Annotated in this window: 25 protein-coding genes and 1 riboswitch; of the genes, 8 read left to right on the forward strand and 17 right to left on the reverse strand. The window is 33.4% G+C overall.

The window, feature by feature from the left end:
- Window positions 1-143 precede the first annotated feature (143 nt).
- From nhaC to FS935_RS15455, 3 genes are all read left to right on the forward strand, one after another.
- Window positions 144-1,514 carry a Na+/H+ antiporter NhaC gene (gene nhaC, locus FS935_RS15445; RefSeq protein ID WP_146949552.1) on the forward strand — a complete coding sequence of 457 codons (1,371 nt, stop codon included), beginning with the start codon at window positions 144-146 and terminating at the stop codon, window positions 1,512-1,514.
- Between the two features lie 253 nt (window positions 1,515-1,767).
- A riboswitch (cobalamin riboswitch) is annotated at window positions 1,768-1,943 on the forward strand.
- Between the two features lie 136 nt (window positions 1,944-2,079).
- Complete coding sequence (locus FS935_RS15450; protein ID WP_146949553.1) at window positions 2,080-4,365, forward strand: ribonucleoside-diphosphate reductase subunit alpha; 2,286 nt, start codon at window positions 2,080-2,082, stop codon at window positions 4,363-4,365.
- Window positions 4,366-4,431: 66 nt separating this feature from the next.
- The gene (locus FS935_RS15455; RefSeq protein ID WP_193559367.1) at window positions 4,432-5,478 is read left to right on the forward strand and encodes a ribonucleotide-diphosphate reductase subunit beta; all 1,047 of its coding nucleotides are present in this window, start codon (window positions 4,432-4,434) and stop codon (window positions 5,476-5,478) included.
- A gap of 130 nt (window positions 5,479-5,608) precedes the next feature.
- On the opposite strand, the gene FS935_RS15460 is transcribed toward FS935_RS15455, so the two are convergent.
- A complete protein-coding gene (locus FS935_RS15460) occupies window positions 5,609-5,704 on the reverse strand; it encodes a YhdX family protein (RefSeq protein WP_146949554.1) in 96 nt (31 codons plus the stop codon).
- A 234-nt stretch (window positions 5,705-5,938) separates the two neighbouring features.
- Here FS935_RS15460 and sda point away from each other — a divergent pair, with 234 nt between their 5' ends.
- Entirely contained in the window at window positions 5,939-6,103 is a 165-nt protein-coding gene (gene sda, locus FS935_RS15465; protein ID WP_146949555.1) for a sporulation histidine kinase inhibitor Sda, read from the forward strand.
- A 214-nt stretch (window positions 6,104-6,317) separates the two neighbouring features.
- On the opposite strand, the gene FS935_RS15470 is transcribed toward sda, so the two are convergent.
- The 6 genes from FS935_RS15470 to FS935_RS15495 form a co-directional block, all read right to left on the reverse strand.
- The gene (locus FS935_RS15470; RefSeq protein WP_146949556.1) at window positions 6,318-6,737 is read right to left on the reverse strand and encodes a universal stress protein; all 420 of its coding nucleotides are present in this window, start codon (window positions 6,735-6,737) and stop codon (window positions 6,318-6,320) included.
- A gap of 526 nt (window positions 6,738-7,263) precedes the next feature.
- Window positions 7,264-7,941 (reverse strand): HAD family hydrolase, encoded by a 678-nt coding sequence (locus FS935_RS15475; RefSeq protein ID WP_146949557.1) that lies wholly within the window; start codon window positions 7,939-7,941, stop codon window positions 7,264-7,266.
- A 104-nt stretch (window positions 7,942-8,045) separates the two neighbouring features.
- Window positions 8,046-8,207, reverse strand: a complete 162-nt coding sequence (locus FS935_RS15480) for a transcriptional regulator SplA domain-containing protein (protein ID WP_158638618.1) — start codon at window positions 8,205-8,207, stop codon at window positions 8,046-8,048.
- A gap of 454 nt (window positions 8,208-8,661) precedes the next feature.
- Entirely contained in the window at window positions 8,662-10,290 is a 1,629-nt protein-coding gene (locus tag FS935_RS15485) for an MDR family MFS transporter (RefSeq protein ID WP_146949559.1), read from the reverse strand.
- A 283-nt stretch (window positions 10,291-10,573) separates the two neighbouring features.
- Window positions 10,574-11,167 carry an undecaprenyl phosphate transporter UptA gene (uptA, locus tag FS935_RS15490; protein WP_146949560.1) on the reverse strand — a complete coding sequence of 198 codons (594 nt, stop codon included), beginning with the start codon at window positions 11,165-11,167 and terminating at the stop codon, window positions 10,574-10,576.
- 144 nt (window positions 11,168-11,311) lie between these two features.
- Complete coding sequence (locus tag FS935_RS15495) at window positions 11,312-12,187, reverse strand: YitT family protein (protein ID WP_146949687.1); 876 nt, start codon at window positions 12,185-12,187, stop codon at window positions 11,312-11,314.
- 349 nt (window positions 12,188-12,536) lie between these two features.
- Between FS935_RS15495 and FS935_RS15500 the strand changes: the two genes are divergently transcribed.
- Complete coding sequence (locus FS935_RS15500; RefSeq protein WP_146949561.1) at window positions 12,537-13,190, forward strand: cobalamin B12-binding domain-containing protein; 654 nt, start codon at window positions 12,537-12,539, stop codon at window positions 13,188-13,190.
- A 5-nt stretch (window positions 13,191-13,195) separates the two neighbouring features.
- Entirely contained in the window at window positions 13,196-13,945 is a 750-nt protein-coding gene (locus FS935_RS15505) for an STAS domain-containing protein (RefSeq protein ID WP_146949562.1), read from the forward strand.
- Between the two features lie 320 nt (window positions 13,946-14,265).
- On the opposite strand, the gene FS935_RS15510 is transcribed toward FS935_RS15505, so the two are convergent.
- The 6 genes from FS935_RS15510 to FS935_RS15530 all read right to left on the reverse strand — a co-directional run bounded on the left by FS935_RS15510 (window position 14,266) and on the right by FS935_RS15530 (window position 19,436).
- Window positions 14,266-15,345: a DUF3231 family protein gene (locus FS935_RS15510; protein WP_146949563.1), complete on the reverse strand. Its 1,080-nt coding sequence runs from the start codon at window positions 15,343-15,345 to the stop codon at window positions 14,266-14,268.
- Between the two features lie 199 nt (window positions 15,346-15,544).
- Entirely contained in the window at window positions 15,545-16,192 is a 648-nt protein-coding gene (locus tag FS935_RS15515; protein ID WP_158638619.1) for a class F sortase, read from the reverse strand.
- A gap of 15 nt (window positions 16,193-16,207) precedes the next feature.
- Complete coding sequence (locus tag FS935_RS15520) at window positions 16,208-17,563, reverse strand: copper amine oxidase (RefSeq protein WP_146949565.1); 1,356 nt, start codon at window positions 17,561-17,563, stop codon at window positions 16,208-16,210.
- A 349-nt stretch (window positions 17,564-17,912) separates the two neighbouring features.
- Complete coding sequence (locus tag FS935_RS24245) at window positions 17,913-18,041, reverse strand: hypothetical protein (protein ID WP_275580300.1); 129 nt, start codon at window positions 18,039-18,041, stop codon at window positions 17,913-17,915.
- Between the two features lie 86 nt (window positions 18,042-18,127).
- Window positions 18,128-18,880 carry an anti-sigma factor gene (locus FS935_RS15525; RefSeq protein ID WP_146949566.1) on the reverse strand — a complete coding sequence of 251 codons (753 nt, stop codon included), beginning with the start codon at window positions 18,878-18,880 and terminating at the stop codon, window positions 18,128-18,130.
- On the reverse strand, window positions 18,873-19,436 hold the full coding sequence (locus FS935_RS15530; RefSeq protein WP_146949567.1) for an RNA polymerase sigma factor: 564 nt from the start codon (window positions 19,434-19,436) through the stop codon (window positions 18,873-18,875). Before FS935_RS15530 ends, FS935_RS15525 begins: the two co-directional genes overlap by 8 nt.
- 244 nt (window positions 19,437-19,680) lie before the next feature.
- Between FS935_RS15530 and FS935_RS15535 the strand changes: the two genes are divergently transcribed.
- Entirely contained in the window at window positions 19,681-21,261 is a 1,581-nt protein-coding gene (locus FS935_RS15535; RefSeq protein WP_275669621.1) for a catalase, read from the forward strand.
- 52 nt (window positions 21,262-21,313) lie between these two features.
- Here the strand turns inward: FS935_RS15535 and FS935_RS15540 are convergent, their stop codons facing one another.
- Window positions 21,314-22,297 (reverse strand): Gfo/Idh/MocA family protein, encoded by a 984-nt coding sequence (locus tag FS935_RS15540; RefSeq protein ID WP_146949568.1) that lies wholly within the window; start codon window positions 22,295-22,297, stop codon window positions 21,314-21,316.
- A gap of 201 nt (window positions 22,298-22,498) precedes the next feature.
- Between FS935_RS15540 and FS935_RS15545 the strand changes: the two genes are divergently transcribed.
- On the forward strand, window positions 22,499-23,356 hold the full coding sequence (locus FS935_RS15545) for a Cof-type HAD-IIB family hydrolase (protein WP_146949569.1): 858 nt from the start codon (window positions 22,499-22,501) through the stop codon (window positions 23,354-23,356).
- A 63-nt stretch (window positions 23,357-23,419) separates the two neighbouring features.
- Here the strand turns inward: FS935_RS15545 and FS935_RS15550 are convergent, their stop codons facing one another.
- From FS935_RS15550 to FS935_RS15560, 3 genes are all read right to left on the reverse strand, one after another.
- Complete coding sequence (locus tag FS935_RS15550; RefSeq protein WP_146949570.1) at window positions 23,420-24,511, reverse strand: GGDEF domain-containing protein; 1,092 nt, start codon at window positions 24,509-24,511, stop codon at window positions 23,420-23,422.
- Window positions 24,512-24,715: 204 nt separating this feature from the next.
- Window positions 24,716-25,225, reverse strand: coding sequence for a hypothetical protein (locus tag FS935_RS15555; RefSeq protein ID WP_146949571.1), 510 nt, complete (start codon window positions 25,223-25,225; stop codon window positions 24,716-24,718).
- Window positions 25,226-25,412: 187 nt separating this feature from the next.
- The gene (locus FS935_RS15560) at window positions 25,413-25,904 is read right to left on the reverse strand and encodes a PCYCGC motif-containing (lipo)protein (RefSeq protein WP_146949572.1); all 492 of its coding nucleotides are present in this window, start codon (window positions 25,902-25,904) and stop codon (window positions 25,413-25,415) included.
- Window positions 25,905-26,030 lie beyond the last annotated feature (126 nt).

The following is a 26,030-nucleotide window of genomic DNA, read 5'->3' on the forward strand; positions in this document are numbered from 1 at the left end:
GATATATTAAAAAATTAATATACTTCTACAATATATGAAATTTTCATACATTAAATAATGTAATTGACTTAATTTATTAGATTGATATAATACTTTTATACAAGAAAGCAAAAAAGCGTTGAAGTTATAAAGGAGTATCAATCATGAATCAACACAAGAGATTATTTGGCTTTAAAGAGGCTATTTTTATTTTATTTTTAATTTTAGGTATTATTTTTACAAGCTTATTTATTTGGAAAACAGAGCCACATATATCATTACTTATTTGTTTAGTTGTTGTTGGCTTTTTAGCTTTATTAAAAGGTTATAAGTGGAAAGAACTAGAAGTAGGGCTTGTCAAAGGAATTCAAAATGGCGTTCAACCTATACTTGTTCTCTCTTTAATTGGTATTTTAATTGGGGCATGGATGAGCAGTGGAACTATACCAACTGTAATGGCATATGCCTTAACTATTATTAATCCTAATTATCTTTTAGTTACTTCCTTATTTTCTTGCATGATTATCTCAAGTCTTGTTGGTAGTTCCTTTACCACTGTAAGTACTGTTGGAGTGGCCTTAATGGGAGCAGGAATGGCAATTGGCTTGCCAGTAGAATGGGTTGCAGGTGCAGTAATTTCTGGTGCTTGCTTTGGTGATAAAATGTCACCAATGTCAGACACTACGAATTTTGCGTCAGGTGTTTCTTCTGTAAAATTGTTTACCCATATTCGTCATATGACATACACAACAATTCCAAGTATCATCATTACAACATTGATTTTTTTCATTCTTGGACGTTTAGCAGTGATTGATACTACGTCAATAAATGAAACAAAAAATATGGTGAATTTAATTAAAGACCATGTATCCATTAGTAGTATTACACTATTGTCCCCTATTATAGTTATTTTTCTTGCGGTAAAAAAAGTGCCGGTTATTCCTGCATTAGTTGTGGGTGTATTGACCGGCGGGATGACAGCCATTGGTTTTCAAGGGGTTGAGCTTGGTGAATTTCTTCAAGTTCTTCAAAATGGTACTGCATTTCCTATTGATCATCAAGTTGTTAGCAATATGCTAAACCGCGGTGGTTTACAATCGATGATGTGGTCTATTTCCCTTATCTTGATTGCATTTGCTTTTGGAGGTCTTTTAGATTCGTTAAGTATCATTTCTACCCTATTAAATGGAATAATCGATAAAATTAAAACCAAAGGACAGCTTATCTCCTCTACTGCTGCTTCTTCTGTTGGTGTAAATCTACTAACTGGTGAACAATATTTATCCATTCTTATTCCTGGTCAATCCTTTAAAGACTTATATGACAAATTAGAAATTGATCGGAAATATATGTCTCGTACATTAGAGGATGCTGGCACTTTAATTAACCCTTTAATTCCATGGGGCGTTAGTGGTGCTTTCTTTGCACAAACTCTTGGCGTACCTGTTTTAGAGTTTCTACCTTTTGCTTTTTTCTTATATATATCTTTTTTCTTTACACTTGGATTTGGATTTAAAACAAAAAACCGGGCATAAAGCTTGGTTTTTTTCATTGGAAATTTTTTACTTATTCAGGTTATCCTCAAGACCCTCTTACTTTCTTTCAGTGTTTCATCAAAAAAATCCTTATGATTTCTTTATGATGCACTTCTCCAATATTCTATCAATCACGATAATTTTCGACATTTAGAAAGTATTTGTTGATAAATTTACCAAGGTGCTTTATTATGTAATATAGAAGATTAATTCACTATATATTGACGAATTAATTAAGAAAACAACTATATATTGTATAAACTAAGTTTTAGGCGCCTATGTGGCTGAAATGGGAATCTGGTGAAAATCCAGAGCTGTCCCCGCAACTGTAAATGTGACGAACTGAGAAAACCACTGTACATATGTATGGGAAGGACTCGTAGTAGGATGAGCATAAGTCAGGAGACCTACCTACTACTTATGAATGTTTCAATTTCTTCGGGGACTGAGAGGATGGGACGATAGTAAGTAACTACGGGTATGTCTACCCTTTTCTTCCTTATCTGTCGTTTTATCTTGTCTGTTCCTTAACAGAAGATTAATACGAACTGATGGAGGAATACTTATGACTACTGTAACAACCCCAACAATCATCGATCAACTAAATGGTGATGAAGCTTTTGATATGGACAAGCTTGCATCATTTATACACAATATACAACAACAATTCCCCTCTCTTGAAATAGAGCATTATTTAAATCGAATTCAAAATACAATTTCCCAAAGAGATTCTTATACTTCTGATCAGCTAACAAACCTCTTAATCTTAGAAGGTTTATCTCAAATCAATGAACAAGATCCCGATTGGACGTATTTTTGTGCTCAAATTTATTTATCAAAACTATATAAAGACGCTGCATCCAATAGAGGCTATAACAAAGAAGATAAATATGGTAGCTTATATCATTTAATTTCTACACTAGTTGAAAAAGGTCTTTATCATCCAAAATTACTTAAGCAATATAGTAAAGAAGAAATTGAACAAATTGGATCTTACATTAAACCAGAACGAGATCAATTATTTACATACATAGGACTTCGCACTTTGGCAGACCGCTACTTAACACGAGATTTCACTAAGGAATTATATGAGCTACCACAGGAACGTTTTATTATTATTGCGATGACACTTATGGCAAATGAAAGTAAAGAAAGACGTTTAGAGCTTATTAATCGAGCTTATTGGGCAATGAGTAATCTTTATATGACTGTTGCAACTCCAACATTATCTAACGCTGGTAAACCTATTGGACAGCTTTCAAGTTGTTTTATAGATACAATAGATGATAGTTTACAAGGAATTTTTGATAGCAATACAGACATTGCAAACCTATCCAAATCAGGTGGAGGAATTGGCGCTTATTTCGGTAAAATACGTTCACGTGGCAGTGATATTAAAGGCTTTAAAGGTGTTTCATCAGGTGTTATTCCTTGGATGAAGCAACTGAATAACACAGCTGTAAGTGTTGATCAACTAGGTCAAAGAAAAGGTGCAATCGCTGTTTATTTAGATGTATGGCATAAAGATATCTTCTCATTCCTAGATTCAAAACTTAATAATGGTGATGAGCGTATGAGAACACATGATTTATTTACAGGTGTTTGTATTCCGGATTTATTTATGGAACAAGTTGAAGCTCGTGCTGATTGGTACTTATTTGATCCACATGAAGTTCGTCAAGTGATGGGCTATAGTATAGAAGATTACTATGATGAAGAAAAAGGAAATGGAAGCTTCCGTGATAGATACTGGGAATGTGTTGAAAACGATCAGCTTTCTAAAGAGAAATTACCAGCTATTGATATTATGAAGAGAATTATGATTAGTCAATTAGAAGCTGGTACTCCATATATGTTTTATCGTGATGAAGTCAATAGAAAGAATGCCAACTCACACGTAGGAATGATCTATTGCAGCAACCTTTGTACTGAAATTACACAAAATCAAAGTGCAACAACAGTTGAAGAGCAGTTCACTGAAGATGGAAAAATCATCACTGTAAAAACACCTGGTGATTTTGTTGTCTGTAACTTATCTTCTATTAACCTAGCAAAAGCAGTGACAAATAATGCTTTAGAGGAGCTAATACCAATACAGGTCAGAATGCTAGACAATGTTATTGATTTAAATACTATTCCTGTTCTTCAAGCAAAGCTAACAAATGCAAAATACCGAGCTATTGGGCTAGGAACTTTTGGATGGCATCATTTATTGGCTCTTAAAGAATTGAGATGGGAAAATGATGAAGCTGTTAACTACGCTGATGAATTATACGAAAAGATCTCTTATCTAACAATTCAAGCAAGTATGGAGCTTTCTAAGGAAAAGGGTTCTTATTCAGTATTCAAAGGCTCTGACTGGGAAACTGGTCGTTATTTTGAGAAAAGAGAATACACATCAAAAGCTAGTACCTTAGATTGGGATGGACTGAGACAAGAAGTGATGGAGCATGGTGTTAGAAATGGATATTTAATGGCAGTAGCACCTAATGCATCAACATCTATTATCGCGGGAAGTACAGCTAGTATCGATCCTATCTTCCAAAAGGTCTATTCGGAAGAAAAGAAAGACTATAAAATTCCAGTGACTGTTCCTGACTTAAATTCAACAACAACATGGTACTATAAATCTGCATACTTTATTGATCAGCAATGGAGCATCAAACAAAATGCAGCAAGACAACGCCATATTGATCAAGCGATCTCTTTTAATCTTTATGTACAAAATACAATTAAAGCGAAAGAATTATTGGATTTACATTTAGCAGCCTGGAATAATGGCTTAAAAACAACGTATTATTTACGATCAACCTCAAGTGAAATTGAAGAATGTGACTCATGTGCTAGTTAAAAACTCAGCACATGAGTTTTTACCAATGTAAAATACAAAAATCAACAACATAAAAGGTGTGATATAGTGAAACATACTATCTTAGAAAAGCGTAAAATTGTCGATGCGGATGCTCCAAATCGTTCAACAGGAATTATCAATGGCTCAAGCTCAAATATTTTAAACTGGGATGATGTTGCTTTTCCATGGGCATACCCGAGATATAAGAAAATGCTAGGAAATTTTTGGACTCCTTTTGAAATAAATATGGCACAAGATATCAAGCAATATCCAAGTTTAACAGATGAGGAAAAAGAAGCATTTCTAAAAATCATTGGTTTGTTAGCACTTCTTGATAGCATTCAAACTGATTATGCTGGTAAAGTTGCTGACTATGTTACAGATTCAAGTATAAATGCGTTAATGATTATTCTTGCTCAGCAAGAGGTCATACACAACCATTCTTATTCCTATGTTTTATCAAGCATTGTTCCAAAACAAAAGCAAGATGAAGTTTTTGAATATTGGAGAAACGAATCAATTTTACGAAAGCGTAATGAATTTGTTACAAACGGATATCAAGCATTTGCAGAAGAACCTACCGTTGAAAACTTACTAAAGTCAATTGTTTATGATGTTATTTTAGAAGGCCTATTCTTCTATTCTGGATTTGCATTCTTTTATAACCTTGCACGCAATCAAAAAATGGTTGGTACAAGCACAATGATTAACTACATAAATCGCGATGAACAAATTCATGTAGATTTATTTGTACAAATTTTTAAAGAAGTTTTAAAACAATATCCTGAATATGATACAAAAGAACTTGCTACATTTGTCCAAGAAACCTTCATTCAAGCAGCAGAACTTGAGATTGAATGGGGAAGATTTATCATCGGCAACAAAATGGATGGTCTGAACATGCAGGATGTTGAGGATTATATTAAATTTTATACAAATGTTCGCTGTAATCAACTTGGTTATGAGCGTCCTTTTGAAGGCTACCGAACAAACCCTCTAAAATGGATTAAAGCCTATGAAGAAGTAGACTTAGGGAAATCAGATTTCTTTGAACAAAAATCTAGACAATATACAAAGGTTAATCATGCTGATAATGGTTTTGATGATCTATAAATAAGGTTGTTTTCTAGAAAATAACCTATTAAAAAAAATTAAACAAACGTTTAATTAACTATGTCGGTCTAAAATCAGACATTATAAAAAGGAGAACGATCATCATCGTTCTCCTTTGTTTGTTTTCTATTTAATTTTCATCTTCTTCTAAAAGAGTAGCCTCAAAAATCTCTTCATCTGTTTCTACCTTAATACGTTCTTCTACTCGGATTCTACCTTTTCCCATTAAGATATCCCTCCTTTTGAAAGCTTACTTATATTTTAATAAATTTGTGCTAACAATTAAACATATCAAAAGTACCAATCTTACTTTAAGGAGAATTTCCCGCATAATTTCTACAATTTTTTACATGGTTTTTGTTTAGAGTTCTAACATTCGGGTATAAGATTAATAGATTATGCTTAGCTAAGTGATAGTTAATTGCTAAATTTATGTCAAGGAGAAAAAGGTGGTCTTACATTGAGATTTTTCAAATTATCAGACACTACACTGTTACATAGTTTTGAAGAAGCTAGTAGATTACAGATGAATCCTGAGTTTATCAAGATGCTTGAAAAAGAGATAACAGATAGAGGTTTACATCTACCAAACACTCTTATGAAGCAGTTAGAAAAAATTAATTGAATGATTAATACGGCTGCCCTAAAGTAATTACTTCTTATGATTAGGTCAGCCTTTTTGTTGGTATTTTAGGCTCTTTTCTGAAAGATTGTTCCTAATCAAAATATATATTAGAAACAGTCTATTTTCGTATATAAAGCTACCATTTATGAAGAAAAGATGCCACTAGACTGATTTCTTCGAGGATTTTAAAGCAACAAAGTTTGCAAAAACAGCCTTATTTTACAATCATAACTGGAGATTCTACACGTTTAGCCACCTTATGGCTAACACTTCCTAGCACCATTTCTTGTAAAGCATTTAAACCTCTACTTCCTACTATCACTAAATCAAACTCTTCTTTGTTTGCATATTTAACAATTTCTGGACCTGGTTCACCTTTTAGCATCTTTATCTTAAATGCAATATTTTCTTTTTCAAGTAATTGTTCAGTCGGTCTAAGCTTACGTGATCGCTTTTCATTAATTGCTTCTTTATCTCCAGCTGATAAAACATCTGATTTTGATGTTGTACCATCCACAACATATACTACTGTAATCATGGTATCTGATGTTAATTTAGCAATATCAGCTGCTTTGATCGCCGCCCGTAAAGCATGATCTGATCCATCAGTTGCTAATAATATCTTTTTAAACATCTATATCCCCTCCAGCATCTTTTCTATTATTTTACATTATTAAACACTTTAACATACAATATATTTTTAAAATTTATGTATAGTCTAGCAATTATTAATAGAAGATCATTTTCCTATAGATATAAAAATGAGGTTTAGTGTTATAACCATCTCCGTTAATAATGTAGGCTACAATCTTATTACTAAGATTCATTCCACAATTAAGCATAAGTTAAACATATCGTAATCGACTTTAGCAGGCACATCTGTGGGATGATTCTGCTGTAGGCACAGTAGATAAAATTGTATTAAAGTACAAGCAAAATGGAACTGAAATAGCCATTATTGGTTTAAATAAAGAAAGCTCTACACTAGTTAAAAAGTTAGCGGTATATGATAACGATCATGCTAAAATAGCTAATCATTAAAAAATATAACCGCGAAGCCTTGTGAAGATTGAAGTTACTTTTGTTGGTAATGAGTATAGTAGCAAGGATCGGAAAAAAGAAATCGAAAACATATCAACAGTCTGAACAAAGTCTAATTGTTACTGATTAGACTTTGTTTTATTACTCATCACTATATCTAGAACCTCTAACAAATCATCAATCATATAATCAGCAGCAACAGGATCGGAATGATGGTTCTTTTTCCAAATCGTTTTTAGACCAAGCTTACTTGGTGCATGAATATCATTTTCAGGATGATCACCAACAAAAATACTTTCATGTGGAGATACATTTAAATCAGACAATCCTTGTAAAAAGATGTTTGGATTTGGCTTCTTAATTCCCACATTCTCTGAAATTATAATACTATCAAAATAATTATCTATCTTTAATGCTTTAATATTGTCCATTTGAAAAGTTCCAAATCCATTTGAAATGATTGCTAGTTTATAATTCTCTTTCCTAAGATTTTCTAACAGCTCATGTAAATGCTCAAAACCTATACAATGAAATTGAAAATATGTAAGATAATCCTCTAAAAGTTCTTCTGCTGTTATTCCTTCAATACTAAACTCCTCGACTATTTGTTTATATACTTTATCCTTCCACACATATCCATGATCATCCAACTGAATAAATCGTTTAACATAATCATCTATATTTATATCACTTAAATATGAACATAACCGCAGATGCTGATCATGAATAAATTGCTTGACTGATTCATCACGATTTAATAATGTTCCATCCAAATCAAAGAAAATTGCTTTTATCATTTATCCAACCTCCCTATATAATTTAGTTAATATTACCATAAAGTTCCTTTATTATATCTAGAATCAAAAAAACGTTCAGTTTCTTCTGAACGTTTCCAAGCTATTTATTCTGATGTTTCTTCAGTAGTTGTAATATCTTCATTTGATAACAAATGAAATGCCTGATTAAGAATTAGTGCGGAACTATTTTCTTCTTTTGGATGCTGAACAACTTCTGCTTGTGCAAAAACTTCATTATTGTAAAATTCTTGATCTTTATCGTTCATTATTGCCATCCTTTCAAATTCGAATTATATTCAATGTTATTTTCCCCGTCTTAGTCTCTCTTTATGTAGAGCTTTTTCTGAATACAACTCATCCATGTCTAACTTCATGCCATGTTTTCCTTTTTTATCGACCATCATAGTTATCTTTCATGTCATTCTATCTACTTTGTCGACCATATACTCACTTTTATCGACCATTATCATTAATTTTCACGCCAACTGCAACAATGCATGTCATTCCCGCTACTTTCCCGACCACATCCTCATTTTTATCGACCATCACCACTACTTTTCACTCCAACTCCAACAATGCATGACTTCATTCTCTCTACTTTCCCGACCACATCCACATTTTTATCGATCATCACCAGCACCTTTCACGCCACCGCGCAAATATACAAGTCCGTCCAACACTGTAATAACATCCAAAAAAGAGAGCATATGCTCTCTTTTTCTAAACTGGTTGCTTCGTTAATTTTACCTGCTTCGTATCTGTCTTCTCTAGTTCTTTAACTGGGTCGCTAGAGCTTCTTAACGGTATTTCTTTTAAGAAGAATGTTAATAAAACAGCAACAATCATGATTAATGTTGCTGTCATAAATACTCCTGATAAAGCAAAGCTTAGGGAATCTTGAAGCAGGTTAATGATTTTCCCAAAGAAAGTGGTCATACTTTCAGGAAGACTTTGCTGAATTTCAGTCAATTTTTCATGATCTAATAGTAACTGTGGATTTTGTAATGCTGTTAATTTTTCTTGCATTTCTGCTGGTGCAGCAGCAGCCTGTTCACTTACAGTCTTAAATGATTCAGTCATTTTAGTTTCCATTCTTTGATTTAACACGGTTCCCATTATTGCGACACCAACAGTACCTCCAATAGAACGGAACAGCTGTGATGTAGCTGTTGCTACTCCCAAGTAACTTTGTTCAACTGCATTTTGAACAGTTAATGTAAATACTGTCATACCAACACCAAGACCAAGTCCTACTAGCACTAAATATAAAACTAAAAGCCATTGAGATGTTTCAGCATTCATTGTTGTAAATAAGAACATACCGATAGTAGTGATCATTAATCCAATAATAGCTTGAGTTTTATATTTACCTGTTTTTGTAATAATCTGTCCACCAATTGCACTTGCAATGACTAAGCCGAGTGTCATTGTCATTGTGATAAAACTAGAATGTGTTGCTGAGTACCCTAATACACCTTGAACAAAATAAGGAATGTACATAACTCCGCCAAACATAGCAACACCGATTGCAAATGCAATGATATTGGAGATTGTAAAAATACTATTTTTAAACAAATTCAATGGCATAATTGGACTTTTTGCCTTCTTTTCAGCTGCTATGAACAAAATTAGTGAAACAATCGCTCCTGAAAATAATGCGATAATTTGTGCAGAGTTCCATTCATATTTTGTTCCTGCCCATGAAAACGCTAATAATGCAGGTACAATTGTGGTTGTTAAGAAAATAGAGCCAAGATAGTCTACAGTTTCGCCAGCCTTTTTCTCTGCTTTCGGGAAAAGCTTCCATATTAAGATTGCCGCAACAATTCCTAAAGGTAGAAAAACCCAGAAAACCCATTTCCACTCTAGATTATCAACAATATATCCCCCTAGTGTTGGACCAAATACACTGGAAATACCAAATACTGAAGCCATCGCTCCTTGCCAACGTCCTCTTTCACGTGGAGCAAATAGATCTCCTACAGCTGTAAATGCTGTTGACATGATCATACCAGCACCTAACCCTTGAATACCTCGATATGTGATCAATTGTATAATGTCTTTTGATAAACCTGATAAAAATGCACCAATCATAAAAATGAAGATACCAATTAATATAAATGGTCTTCTTCCATAAATATCAGAAAGCTTACCTACAAGTATCGTTGTAATTGCAGATGTTAACATATAGATCGTAAATACCCAGCTATAATAATCCAGTCCACCTAAATCAGCGATTATTTTGGGTAAGGCATTGCCTACAATTGTTTGATTTACAGCTGCAAAAAACATAGCACCAATAACTGCAATCATAATGGCTACTTTTTCTTTTTGACTTAAATGTTCCATCTATCTCACCTCAAATTAATATATATAATTAATAATTAACTTAGTTAACTATATAACCATTTAAAAAGTGGCTTTTAACTAACTTACCACTGATTTAAACCTTATATAGTTTACCAACTTAATATTTTTCTTCGTTAACATTATGTTATTATATTCTCTTCTTTTTATAAAAGCAATGAGAAATATTTCAAATCACAATACTACTTCCAAAGCTTTTATCCTTCCTCCTTATCATTCACTAATAGTTAACACTAAAAAAACTAACCAAATTGGCTAGCTTCTTTTATGTATTGTTCATTTGAAATTTCTTCACTAAAAAATAGGCAATAACCATTAAGCAAGAAATACTAATTAGAGGAATGACAAATGGTTTAGCCGCTTCTTTTATATACATCCAGTTGCTTCCTAACTCCATTCCTAAATATAAAAAGAAAATAGTCCAGGGTATCATGGCTGCAACAGTATAAAGCGTGAATTTCCATATAGACATCTTTGCTATTCCCGCTGGGATACTTATAGCATGCCTTACTATAGGAATAAACCTTGCTCCGAAAATCACACCAGACCCATATTTTTCAAACCATTTTTCCGATAAATCAATATGATGATTCTTAATTAATAAAAACTTACCATATTTCTTAAGAAAAGGACGACCACCTATACTACCGATCCAATATAGAATTAATTGGGCAACAGTTCCCCCAATAACTCCCGCTATAATTGCACCAATAAAACCAATTTTACCTAAGACTATCATATATCCACCATAACCTAAGACAACTTCACTAGGAATAACTTCGAGCATTAATCCAATTGCTATCCCTATATAACCAAGGTTTGTTAGCCATTCCAATACATCTACAATTATTGCCTCCATCGATGTTCACATCCTTAAAAGAAATGTACAATCTTGTCCATCTCCTATATGAATATGACAAAGCTATTGATAATATTAACCCATTCTTAGAAAAACCTTATGCATAATAAAAACTCTGTGTTAAATTTCCACAGAGTTTGAAAGTTAATGAATATCTTTTTTCTTAAATCTACCGCCCCTTACTTCAGCAATATTTGAAACTGCCAAGAAAGCTGACGTGTCCAAATCTTCTACAATGGATTTTAGCTTTGCTTCTTCTAAACGGGTAATTACACAGAATATAACCTTTTTATCATCACCTGTATAAGCACCTTCTCCGTTTAGATAGGTTACACCTCTTCCAAGTCGAGCAATAATCGCATCACCGATTTCTTGATATTGTTCACTTATGATCCATGCTGATTTTGATTCATCAAGACCTTCTATCACAATATCAATCGTTTTAAAAGCAACAAAATAAGCAATTAGTGAATACATCGCTCTATTCCATCCGAAAACAAAGCCGGCACTACCCAAAATGAAAATATTAAAAAACATGATAATTTCACCAACTGAGAAAGGCAGCTTTTTATTGGCAAGTATAGCGAGGATTTCCGTACCATCTAGGGAACCACCGTATCTGATGACAATTCCCACACCAATACCTAAAGTAATGCCACCAAAAACAGTTGCTAATAACACATCCTCAGTAAACGCTGGTACGGGATGCAATAATACTGTTGCTATTGATAAAATTGAAATCCCAAAAACAGTTGATAAAGCAAACGTTTTACCGATTTGCTTGTACCCTATAAAGAAAAATGGAATATTAAGTAAGAAGATAAACAAACCAAGCTTCCAACCAAGCAAGTGAGAAAGTATGATCGATATACCAACAATTCCACCATCGATAACTTGATTAGGTACCAAGAAGATTTCAAGACCAACTGCCATCAATACAGCGCCTATAAAAATGAATAAAACTCTTTTTAGAATTTTAGATTTTGGCATACCTTGATGTTTTTTAATTTGCTTTTGCATTTCCTGTTGAACCTCTAACGGAACTTCAGTCATAAAACTCCCCCTTTTTTTATATGAAGCTCTCTATACATGTCTTTTTAAAAATCCTATCCTAGTTGGTTAAATGTTGAATAACTTCTTTAAATTTTCTGTGTTGTTTTATCTTATATCATTATAACTCAAATTTTTTCAATAGTGGATTCATACGAATTTCCCTTTTCAGGACATGCTTCAGTATAGTATGCTTACACTTCACTTTGAATAAAGAGTCTTTTTGAATCTAATAGTATAATAGAAATTATGATAAAATATAATAATTCTGATTCAATTAATGAAGCCTTTGTGAAATTGTGAAGCTAGAGGTGATAACATGGCTTGGGAAGTTGAAGAATTTGCTCGTTTTCTTCTTAATGGTGATGAAGATTCTGCCTGGGAAATCACAATAACAAATGTGAATCGTGCTGAAGGTAGAACCGAATTATTCGAAGAATTAATCACGAAATCACTCCAACATATAGGGTATCTATGGGAAACAGATCAAATTACTGTTGCAGATGAGCATCTTGCCACTTCAACATGTGAATATATTTTAGCAAGATTTCATAATTATATGAAAAGAGAACAAAAAATACGACAATTCTCAGAAAAGAAAGCCTTGTTTTTATGTTTAGAAAATGAACAACATGATATTGGACTTAAAATGGCATCACAGCTATTTGAAGAATATGGTTGGAAAACACGACTATTAGGTGCAAACTTACCTCTAGAATATGCCTTAAAGTCAGCAAGTATTTGGGAACCACATGTGATTGGTCTTTCCTTTTCAATCTGGTACCATGCAGAGATTCTAGCAAACTACATAAAAGCACTTGAAGAGCTACCTCACAAACCAATAGTAATAGTAGGTGGAAGGTTATTATCAAACTATGATTTTTCCTCATACTGTTCTGACAAAACCCGATTGTTTCCATCTCTTATTGAACTTAAAGCTTGGCTAATGGAACATTCAAAACAAGGAGTGTAATTCTAATGTCAGCAGTTAAATTTATCCCTGTTCCATATTTTTTAATTGATAAAGGACTTACGATATTACAGTGTTCAGATATTGCAATTGAAACTTTTGGGGATGCTACATTATTTTTAGATATCATTGATAGAGAAAGTAAGGATAAAGCAGAGCGCATTCTTACTTCACATGAAACGAAAACAACCGAGTTAGTTATGAAAACAATTACCTCCCCATATTTCCTTTTTAAGTTGAAGGTTAATTGGGCAGATTCAGTTGGACATGTTATTTGTATCGAGCAGGATGACCGTATTCAAGAGCTAATTGAAGCTGTAAACAAGCATCGACTTCGTCTAGCAGAAACAAATTTTGAATTACTTGAAAAAAAAGAGCAGCTTGAGACCTCTCTTGCATTAATTAATGAATTATCTGCACCTTATATAATCCTTACAAAAGGCATTGTCCTAATCCCACTTTATGGCCATTTAAATAAGGATTTAATTGATAGTAATAGTCTGCGAATTTTACAGCAAATTAATAACAATAGTGCAATAGTACGAATTTTATTTGATTTTCATGGAATTGGAAATATTACAACAGAAGGAATAGTAGCATTACGGAACTTACTCACCCAAATAACACTTATGGGTGTTCTCCCTTATATCATTGGATTACATCCAGATCATGCACAGCTCATTCATAAAAGTGGGATAAAAACAGAATCCTATTTTATGAGAAATATAAATGAGGCAATAAGGAAATTTATTGTTTGAAAATCTTCTTTAGAGAACGAAGAAAATTGAAAATTAGATTAAACCAAACGAGGAACTTTGTGTAAATTAGAAACCAAGCTCCTTCTTCTTTTAAAAAGGCTCTTTTCTGATAGATTGTTGCTAATTGACCTAATTATGCAGTGGCAACATTGTTGTTATGGCAAAATAGGTACTATCCTATGAAGAAAAGATGCCACTATGCTTTATATAGTGCTGTTTACTTGGAGTTGTTAAAGCAACAAAGATTACGAAAACAGACTTTAAAAATGAAGTAAAGCTCAAATTATGGTATTCGGATAAATTTTGATTATGTAGGTCCGTTATTCTCCTGAGTTTATATTAGTAGCTTCTTTAGAAAGCTTTTTCCTATCTGCAGCCCTAGGCGGTTCTTCAAGCCAACCATTGCCGATAATAAGATTCATTCCTTCATTTGCATATTTTCCTATATCTGCTATGAGAATACCCATAATGGCATGTAAATCATGTCTCATCATCTTGGAGACCGCTAATCCATAATTCGATATCCCAATTGTGTTTGCAAGTGAAGCATGATAAAGCATTAATTTATCCGAAAATGGTGCTGTTGTAGAATCACTTATATGCGCATCCATAGAAGTAGGAACTGGTAAATTATCACTGATCAAATACTTTCCTAGTTGTTTAATCTGAGTATCAGCTACCTTTGCTCCTTGCTGAAAATACTTACGTAACTTCTCAGATGATGCTACTTGACTAAATCCTAACATCAATGATTTCCCTAATATATTTGTATTGATATTTATTTGTAAATGCTTAATCTCTAGTGCTGTAAGAGGTCTGAATTTACCAGCAATCATTGAAATAAATGACTCCCGTTCAATGAAATTCACTTTTTTCGGATAAGGAATTGTAGGCGGCACCATATTTGTCCCCTTAAGAAGCATTAAATGTAGACCCTTTTCAAATATAATAACAGTGTCATCTAAACACATCTTGAAGTAATCCACTATGTCTTGTCTGTATGAGCTCGATAGTGCACCACCATATGTTACTAGAGCGGCTCGTGACATTTCTACAACGTAAAAAATCATGAAGATATCACTAAACAATCTTGGAGAACCTCTCCTTACATCTTGGTCTCCAAATCCTACTGGAATAGCAATATTTTCTTTCTCATAAATCTCTTCCATCTTATTTAAATGTTTTTTCGCTGTTTTCAATGCAAATTCAAGATATTCTTTTATTTCATCATCTTTCACTACTTCAAGATGATGCTCGAAAATACAACAAGATAAAGAGTCTCCCAAATAGTTAGCAAATAAATCGCCTAGCTCTGATGAAATTAACTTTTGATTTTGTTGATGCTCACTCACTTTCTCCATAACTTCTTTATCTCTATATGATGTTGTATTTGATTCCATTTATTAATTTCCTCCCTGTAAAGCGTTAAGAATAGTATTGGATAAATTTTTATAAAATATGTTGTATAGAAATTAAATCTATTAAGTAAGACTTGCGCAAAGCATGTAATAATACAGAACTTTACTTAGAAAAATAGCTCAAAAAAAAATTAAAGGATGAAATCAATAAGATTTCATCCTTTTACCAAAACAATGATTTTTAATTATCTTTCAAAACTGTATAAACAACTAATCGTTCTTCATGTGTTCCTTTTTCTCTATTAAATGATCCTGTGCAAGTAATAAGGTTTAGCTGACTTCGATAAGAAAATCCAAAAACCTTATCTACAGGAGCAGATTCTGTTACATAGCTTTTCTTATCATAAACAACAAAGGTGAGAGATTTTCCATCTTTATCTGCTACAATAATTTCATCACCTTTAGCAAGCTTTTCTAAGTGATAAAAAATAGCTGGACCTGTTTTGCTGTCAACATGACCAGCTAAAACTGCATTACCTTGCTCACCAGGCATTACACCTTCTTTAAACCAACCAACTTGATTTATATCCTCTGGTACCCCCATTTGACCATTATCAAGTAAACCTACCTCTTCAATTTGAGCTTTTACATTAATTGCAGGAATCGTAATCTGGGCTGGTTTTATCTTTTCCCTTATATCCTTAATAATTGGATCATCGTTTTTCACATGAGTATTTTCAGTCTTCACTACAGACGAGGCTGGCTCCTCCGTCTTTTCAGCTTCATGCAAAACAGTCGAATCTTCCGTCTTGGATTTCTTGATAGAATCATTTTGCTGACACCCTGTAAAAACTACCAAGAAAACCAATGCATAGATTACACGCCACATTTGCATTTCACCTCATTAGTTTTGTTGAAGTTTTTTACGAATGACTAAGCCCATACTAGCGAAAATGGCCATAATTAACCCAAAGACAATATAATTCCCCATCATACTATCATCTGTGCCACCCATACCAGTTTTCGGCATTTCGTCAGGCATCATTGATGTGAACTTTTCTGGAAATTGATCAACAAATGCTCCTGATAATCCTTTAGCAGGATTTAACATATGTCCGTATGCTTCTCTAATTGAATCATATGCTTTTTCATAATCACCAGCAACATAGAAGTCAAAAGCCGCAATTAGCTGTTCAACATGCATTTGTAAACCATCTGCAAGAGCATCTGATTTTAAGCGCCCATCTGTTGCAGTTTCAAGGAATTTTGAGAATTCTGCACGATAGCCATCTAGATTCTCTAATGCCTCTTTCTTAGCATTTTCATCATTTGCTCCTGTTGCTTTTACATAATCAACGAAGAAGCCGATGTGATTTGACCACATTGTTTTAAATTGTTCGCCAGCTTCATCTCCATACACAGAAGCAATTGCTGCAGTTAAATCCTCTGTATTAGCATTTAATGCACCTGCTGCAGCTTCAAAATCCTCTGCACCATCAGCACCTTGTTGCATTGCTACGACTGCTAGCCCTGCATGCTCTGTTAATAAATGATTTAATGTAGCTCTCAAATCTACAGCAGGTGTTACTGCTTTTGTTGTTTCAAATTTCTCTGGAAACTGATCTGTAATAGCGTTAGATAGTCCTTTTGCTACCATATGCATGTGGTGGATAGCTTCTCTTTCATATTCATACGCTTTATTAAAATCCTTTGCTAAATAGCTATCAAAAGCTCCTACTAGTTGATTTACATGCATTTGTAATCCTTCAGCAAGACCACTTGCTTCTAACCGCTCACCTGTTGCTGTTTCTAAGAATTGTGAAAATTTTTCACGGTAAGTATCTAAATTATTAAGTGCTTCTTCCTTTTTCGTTTCATCATTTTCTGCTGTTGCTGTTACATAATCAACGAAAAATCCGATATGTTCCTCCCACATTTGTTTAAATTGTTGTCCTGCCTCATCACCATAAACAGATGTAATTGCGTTTGATAAGTCAACTGTGTTTTCATTTAATGCCCCAACAGATGCTTCAAAGTCCTTTGCACCTAATGCTCCGTTTCTCATTACCTCTACAGCTAAGTAAGCATGCTCACTAAGTAAATGACCTAATGTTGAGCGAAGCTCTGCAGCAGGAGTAGCTACTGCCTCACTACCACTCATTTTAGTATGGTTTACATGATCATGTGCAAAAGCTCCTTGGACTGGTACTAGTAACGATAAGCTTAATGGAATTGCTAATAAAGATTTGTTAAGTTTCATTTTAATTTCCCCTTTCACGTTTTCTATTAAGCTAACGAACTAGTTTTTCGTTTGGATCACTTTTTTCTAAAATAATTTTTAATAAATTTATTTTTCGAAATGGCTATGTTAAAGGTTAATATTGATTTTTAGCACATTGTTGATTGGAGTGAAAGGCATGAGACTCCTGCGGGAGAAGCGTGTCAAAGGGAGACCCCACAGGCGCTCGCGCCGAGGAGGCTCCCGGACCGCCCGCGGAAAGCGAATGCCTGTAACGGAAATCAACAACAAAGTTTAACAGGGCCTTCGAAATAAAAAGCTTGAGTTTGCCTCAATAAAGAGACCAACTCAAGCTTCTTTTACTTACTATTTATTTACCCTTTTTTTCATTATGCTTTCTTTCTGCTAAATCATTTCCGAAATCTTTATCGGTATTAATTGCGTCACTTGCTTTTTTCATTTTTAATTGTTGATTTTTATGACTATCTCTTTGAGCCATTTAAAAAACCTCTTTTCTTTTGATAATTCTTCTTCAAGAACTTATTTTGTACAATAAGAAGAATATCATTCTCGAGAAGGGTATTTTTATATTCCACCCGCTAGAACAACTTTTCCTTCTGGTAACGGTAAATTGGCTTCTTTTTCAACAGTGATCGCTACTGTATCCCAATTACCTTCTAACTCTTTTAATGAATAAGATAACGTTCCCTGACCAGATTCATTCGGTTCAAAAGCACCAGCAGGATAAGGTTTTTCTCCTTCAATCACCCAAACCTGATATACCTCTTCATCACTTAGCTTAGGTAAATTGGATGCTTGTAGTAATAGCGATGCTTCATTGCCAGAAGATAAAAGTGAAACAATTGCAACGGCTTCGATACTTTCATCAACAGGTAATAAAGTTACTTGTGAAGAAGGCTTTATTTCAGCTATCTCAGATTGGATTTGTTGATTTTCTTTATTCTCACTATATAAATAGGCATTTGTTATAAGAGAAAGTATTAATGCTGCAGCTAGTGATGGTAATACAAATCTTGGTGTTTTTCGTTTATTTGGTTGAGCAATCCCTATTTGTTGATTATTTTCACTTTCATTATACTGAGGTTCATCTTCTTTCTCTTCTTTGAAAATCTCATCAAATATTCGTGCTTTCATATCTTTTGGTACATCAACCGCTTCAGAAAGGTAAGGTAAATCTTCCGTTAAACTAGTTATCTCTTCTAATTCATTTTGACACTCTGCACATGTTTGTAAATGGAGTTCAAAAAGTGCCATTTCCTCATCTGTAAGTGTTGAATTAAAATAGTCAATTAGCTGATAACACTTTTCGTTACTCATTTGATGTCCCTCCTTCCTGAGCTAACATTTTCCGTAAATGCTTTAATGCGATTCGAATTCTGCCTTTTACTGTTCCTAAAGGTAATTCACACTGATTTGCGATCTTTTGTTGGCTCAAGCCTTTGAAATAAAAGAGATTAATTATTTGTTGTTGATCTTCCTTAAGGCTGTTCATTGCTCGTTGTATGTTAATTTTTTGTTCATTCCATTCTATCTTATCTTCCACCGAATCTTCATCCTGAACAAGTGAATCTTTATCAATTATTTCTTCGTGAGTATGTCGTTTCCTTTTTCGTATCTCATCAATTGCTTTATTTCTTGTAATCGTTAATAGCCATGAAGATAATTTACCTTTACTTTCATCATAGACGTTTGTACCATTCCAAAGCTTCAGAAAAACATCCTGTACAACTTCCTCTGTTAAAGAAGCATCATTTGTTAGTCGATACGCAAAGGAATAAAGCAGCTTTTCATAACGATCATATAATATTTCAAAAGCAATGCGATCTTTATTTATAGCCTTATTATATAATGATGCATCATCATTTTGGATCATATGAATCTCCTTTATCTTGATATTTTCTATAAGAATATCACATTACCAATTGATGATAATAGATTTAACTGTTTTCTGGTTAATTAGTATACGAATTAAACTTTAATTTAGATCATCATAAAAAGGTAAGCACCTGTATAATCTTTCCTATATTAGTGAATAAATGTATCTGTTGATTTATTTTGAATAAGGAGGTAATACATTGGACAAGGATCAATCTAATAATGAAGAATTCGGAACATCTATTGAAGGTGTTGGTAATTCATTAGATAAACGAATGAGCAGCAATGAAAGTAATGACACATTAACAAATAGACAAGGACACCCAGTAACTGATAATCAAAATGTTCGTACTGTTGGTAACCGTGGTCCTACAACATTAGAGAATTATGATTTCCTAGAAAAAATCAGTCATTTTGATCGTGAACGAATTCCTGAACGTGTTGTACATGCTCGTGGTGCTGGTGCACATGGTTATTTCGAAGCTTATGGATCTTTTGGTGAAGAAGCTATCTCAAAATATACTCGTGCTAAGCTTTTCCAGGAAAAAGGTAAGCAAACTCCTGTATTTGTACGTTTTTCTTCTGTCATCCATGGCGGACATTCGCCTGAAACATTACGTGATCCACGTGGATTTGCTGTTAAATTTTACACAGAAGACGGAAATTGGGATTTAGTTGGTAATAACTTGAAAATTTTCTTTATTCGTGATCCACTAAAATTTCCGGATCTTGTTCATGCATTTAAGCCAGATCCTGTAACAAATATTCAAGACAGCGAAAGAATCTTTGATTTTATAAGTCAAACTCCTGAAGCAATGCATATGATAACATTTCTTTTCTCACCTTGGGGTATTCCAGCCAATTATCGTGAGATGCAAGGATCTGGTGTTAATACATACAAATGGGTTAATAAAGATGGAGAAGCTGTTCTAGTTAAGTATCACTTTGAACCAAAGCAAGGTATTAAAAACTTATTACAAAAAGAAGCTGATGAAATTCAAGGAAAGAATTTCAATCATGGTACACAGGATTTGTATGAAGCAATTGAGCGCGGGGATTATCCTGAATGGGAGATGTTCGTACAAATTTTAAGTGATGATGATCATCCAGAACTTGATTTTGATCCTTTAGATCCTACTAAAATCTGGCCAAAGGATCAGATACCTTGGGTTCCTGTAGGTAAGATGGTTTTAGATAAAAATCCAACAAATTATTTTGCTGAAGTAGAGCAAGCTGCTTTTGGTACAGGTGTACTAGTTGATGGCTTAGACTTCTCAGACGATAAGCTATTGCAAGGAAGAACCTATTCTTATTCAGATACTCAGCGTTATCGTGTAGGTTCAAATTATCTGCAATTGCCGATTAATTCACCGAAAAAACATGTAGCAACAAATCAACGTGATGGTCAAATGGAATATAAAGTTGATATGGGGAAACAACAAAATCCTCATGTGAATTATGAACCATCTATTCTTGGTGGGCTAAAAGAAGCAAAACAAGATGGAAAAGATCATCAACCACATGTTGAAGGAAAATTAGTTCGTCAAAAAATCGATCGCGAAAACAACTTTAAACAAGCTGGTGAAACATACCGGGAATTCTCTGATTTAGAGCGTGACGAACTTATTATGAACATTGTCGAAAATCTAAAAAAGTGTCACCAAGAAATCAAAGATACAATGGTAGACATGTTCTACAAATGTGACGAAGACTACGGCAAAAGAGTAGAACAAGGTCTTAAAAACGCAAAAATGACTGACACAAAAGCAGAATCAGCAGTAAAACAAGCTGAAAATGAAGGTCACTCAACAGATTCTTATTAAAAAAAGGGTCAGTCCCTCACCACTTTAAAGTAGCGAGGGACTGACCCCATTTTTATTTATCTGCAGGATAATGTAATCCAATTTGCTTACGAGTTGTTTCTAGGATGGTTGCTGTAATAAGTGTGTTTTGATGCGAGTTTTGTTTTGATTGCAGTTTTTTAGCTTTAATAAGCTCTATAAATTCTTGTGCTTCATAATACATGCTTTCAGAGTCTTGATCTCTTGAGATATCTTCAACTGTTCCATCTTTATAATGAATTTTCACACTTTCAGGAGTATGTATTTTATCAATTATGATACTTCCATCTTCGCCTTGAATTTCAGACGGAACAAATGAATTTGTAATTTTTGAATACATAATAACTGCATCCATTTCTTCATAAGTAAGTAGAATACTACCTTCACCATCAACACCTGATTCAAGCATATAGCTTGATGCCTGAATTTTCTTTGGTTCGCCAAACAATGTAACTGCTGGGTATACACAGTATATGCCGATATCCATTAATGATCCGTTTGAAAACTCTGGTTTAAAAGCATTCAATACAGTTCCTTGCTTATATTTATCATAGCGAGAAGAATATTGACAATAGCTTGCAAAGTAGCGTCTTACCTTCCCTATTTTATGAAGATTTTCTTGAATTGCTAGGAAATTGGGTAATAGCGTAGACTTAATCGCTTCCATTAACACAACTGAATTTTCCTCAGCTACCTTAACCAATTCTTTTACTTCTTTTGTATTAGAAGCAATTGGTTTTTCACAAATCACATGCTTACCATTTTTCATGCATAAAATTGCTTGTGAAGCATGAAGTGAATTTGGGCTTGCAAGATAAACAGCATCATATTCATTACTTTTAACAAACTCATCTAAATCTGTATATGTATGTTGTACATCATATTTATTTGCAAACTCTTCTGCTTTATCACTAGTTCTTGAATAAACAGCAGTAAGTTCAAAGTCTTCAACCTTACCTGCTGCACTTAAGAAACTCTCTGTAATCCAGTTCGTCCCAATCACACCAAAACGGACCATAAATTAACCCTCCTACTTAGTACTTGTTTCTTAGCAAGTATATCTTTTTTTTATTGAAATCAAAAGTCATCAACAAAATTCATCAAAACATTAATTCATTTTTCTCAATAATTTTTTAAAAATATGTCATAATAGATAATTAAGTTCTTCATTTCTTACATACATAAAACAATTCAAATGAAATATAAAGGAGAAACTAAAATGAAAAAATTAATCGCCATTGATCTTGACGGAACCCTTTTATCTTCAAACATTGATATTTCAAAGGAAAATATTGAGGCAATACAAGCGGCACAAGAAGCTGGTCATATCGTGATGATTTGCTCAGGACGTGCTCCTGAAGATATTAAAACAGTGATTGGTCAAACTCCACTGCAGTGCCCAGTTGGTGGAAGCAACGGGACAATGGTCATTGCAGATGGAAAGTTATTAAGTGAAGTTTCAATCAACAAAGAAACTTCAAAGCATGTTGCAACGACGTTAAATGAAAATAAATTCCCTTTTAAAGTATATACAAGTAAAGGTATATATGTTGCTTCAACTTGGTCTGAACGTATGTTAGTTTTCTTAGAAAAAAATCCTGATATCGCATCAGGATTAACAGAAAAAGAATATAAATTTATGACGGAGCAACCGAAAGAAACTGACACTATTAAGATATTTACCACAATAGATGATGTACTTAACAACCAGGATCTATCTATCCAAAAATTCTTTGTTCCTACACTTTCAGGAAAAGATGAATTAATCGCAACACTACAGACTATTGAGAATATCTCGATCACAACTTCTGGTCCATTCAATATTGAAATTATGGATACAAATGGACATAAAGGAAACGGTGTTAAAGTAATGGCTGAATACTTCAACATCCCGATTGAACATACAGTTGCGATTGGAGATAACTTTAATGATGTACCAATGCTTGAGGTTGCAGGTCTTTCTGTTGCTATGGGGAATGCAGATCCAACAGTAAAGGAAATGGCTGATGTTGTCACATTAACAAATAATGAGAATGGTGTTGCACACGCTATTAACAAATATGTTCTAGCTCAGTAATGATTTAGCAAAAAAAAACGACCTTGAAGTAATTAGAATCCCGTTTATAGGATTCTGACTACTCTACGCAGGTCGTTTTTTTGTTGCTATAGACACTTTATTTCTTCCACTATTCTTTGATAAATATAATGCTTCATCCGCAAACTCCACTAATTCATTTCCATTTGTTGATATCGATGGAAAATGGGAAATACCAATCGAGATTGTTACAAATATCACTTTTCCATTAGTAAGTTTAAAAGGATGTAATTCAACTGCTCTACGAATTCGTTCAGCAATTTCTTCTGCTTTCGTTAATGGACTATTAGGCAGGATAATACTGAATTCCTCACCGCCTTTACGATAACAGCTGTCTATTGGTCTTACAAGACTTACCATAATATTGCTAATTTGCTTTAATACTTCATCCCCTTCGTTATGACCATATGTATCATTTACCTTCTTAAAGTGGTCAATATCTAAGTATAAAAGTGAATGTTCCTTTACATGTTCATCTTCAATTATTGACATTAGCTTCTCATTAAAATAGCGAACATTCCTTAAACCAGTTAAAAAATCCTTTGTCGATTGTGCCTTATAATGTTGAAATAACTTGTGAGTTTTCCGTAAATGTTCAGAAAAATAATACCCTATCAAACCACCAACAATAGAAAGTATCCAAAAAATTGGTACCAAAGTTTTTAACACATTCCACTCAGGTACTAAATAACTGATAACAAAGGAAAAGATAGTATTTGCATAAAAAAGCATCCAAAAAACCTTATACACTCTTTTCATCTTATGATTTCTAATAAAATAGAATCCTATAGTTACAACTACTACATATAAAAGTGCAACAATAGAAGATAAGTTAAAACCAATAAAAAAACGCGCAATAATAATAACAATTGCACTAATAATAGCGGGAATGGTGCCACTGTAAATCATGGAAAGTAAAATGGGAACATGTCGCAAATCGACAATTGTATCTGATGTTACTTGAATAGAAAATTGCATTAGTATAACACCTAATATTCCGCTTGCCACTCCCCCAACTATTTTTCTTGTAAAGGGTGTTAAATTTCGAAATATTTTCCTATCAATCAACTGACTATAAACAAAAATGAGTGCTACTAGGATATTAATATTAATGAATAAATCTCGAACAATATGCATTTGACTTCATCCTAATTTATGAAATTTTATAGTACTATTTTATCATGATATATATGCCATTTTATAGATGATTATGTAGAAAATAGGACATTTTCATTACAATGAAGTTTTAAAATTTTCACTAATGATTGTCGTGAAATGGTTAGTTAAACTAAAAAAACAAAGAGACACGCGCTATAATTGCAACGCGTATCTCTTTGACCTTTATTCATTTAGAATATGAAGGTAATGCTGTAGTGTCTTTAATTGTTCCTTTTCTGTTGCTTTTGGTGTATAGTCACTGTTAGTCTGCAAAACGATGTTATTATATAACCCTTGAAGCTTAACTTGCTGATCAGCCATTTTAAAATGCACATGCTTTGTATTGGCATCCTTCATCCTAAGTGCAGAGGTAAAGTTATTACTAGCCATTGACATGGAGGTTGATCTTGCTTCTAAGGCTATATGTTTCTCTTGTTCTGTTAAGTTATGATAAACAAACTTTTCTTGATTAATAGGAATTTGCGCCAAATGAACAGGACCATGCTGTTGTGGATCAATAAGAGCCAACATTACTCGTACATGATCTCTCATTATAGTAATTGAAGTATAAAGAAGCTGTTTTAATGCAGGATTTTGTATGACTAAATAATCTCTTTTCCATTTATTTATTATTCCTTCATGTGCTGCAAGATGTTCTGCCATTAAACCCAAATCTGAAGCTGGTAACCTCAAACCATATCCTCTCCTCATAATCACATTTTCTAGATTATATGAGAAATAAGTTTGCTTTAAGAACACGGTTAGTTACTAAATAAGATTTTTCAATAGTGATCATTTCAAATAAAAAAAACTAAGTTACAATTAACCTGATAATTCAAAGGTTCATTCACTTAGTCATTTATTCATCATTTAATTTTTTCTAGACTTCTGGAGTAGGAGTTGGTGTTGAATATCCTTCTTTATACATCTCATCAATTTTCGAACGAATATCTTTCACTGATTTTCCTTCTTGAAAATCAACAATAGATTGAGCAGCAATTTCTAAACAAACTCCACATTTTGTTCCATGATCATCCCAAATAATACTTCCGTCTTTTTTATTTTCAAACACAAAACAATCATAGCTACTTTTATGATTTGCGCTCTCACCACAGCCACAATAACAAGGGATTTTTTCTAAAAGATCTTTATGCTGAGAAGCTGCTTGATAAATAACTTGCATATTTTCAGGTTTGTCATTTAAAAAAGTTGGTAAAATATCTATTCCAGTCGTTTCTTCTCTAATATCATTTATCACATGCTCATGATGTTCAGCTTGCTCACTAGTATCATTAGAACCACTAGTATTTGAACAGCCACTCACAATAGCAACAGCTGTAAACACGACGATTACTTTTTTCTTGTAATTCACATCATTCACCTCACTATAAGTATTCTAAGCTCTACACTCCACTACTACAATACATGTAACATAATTGCCATAATAAAACAGGGATATCTCAACAGTCTCAATTGGGGTCTGACCCCAATTGAGATA

It is taken from the genome of Metabacillus litoralis (genome assembly GCF_007994985.1).
GTDB lineage: Bacteria > Bacillota > Bacilli > Bacillales > Bacillaceae > Metabacillus > Metabacillus litoralis.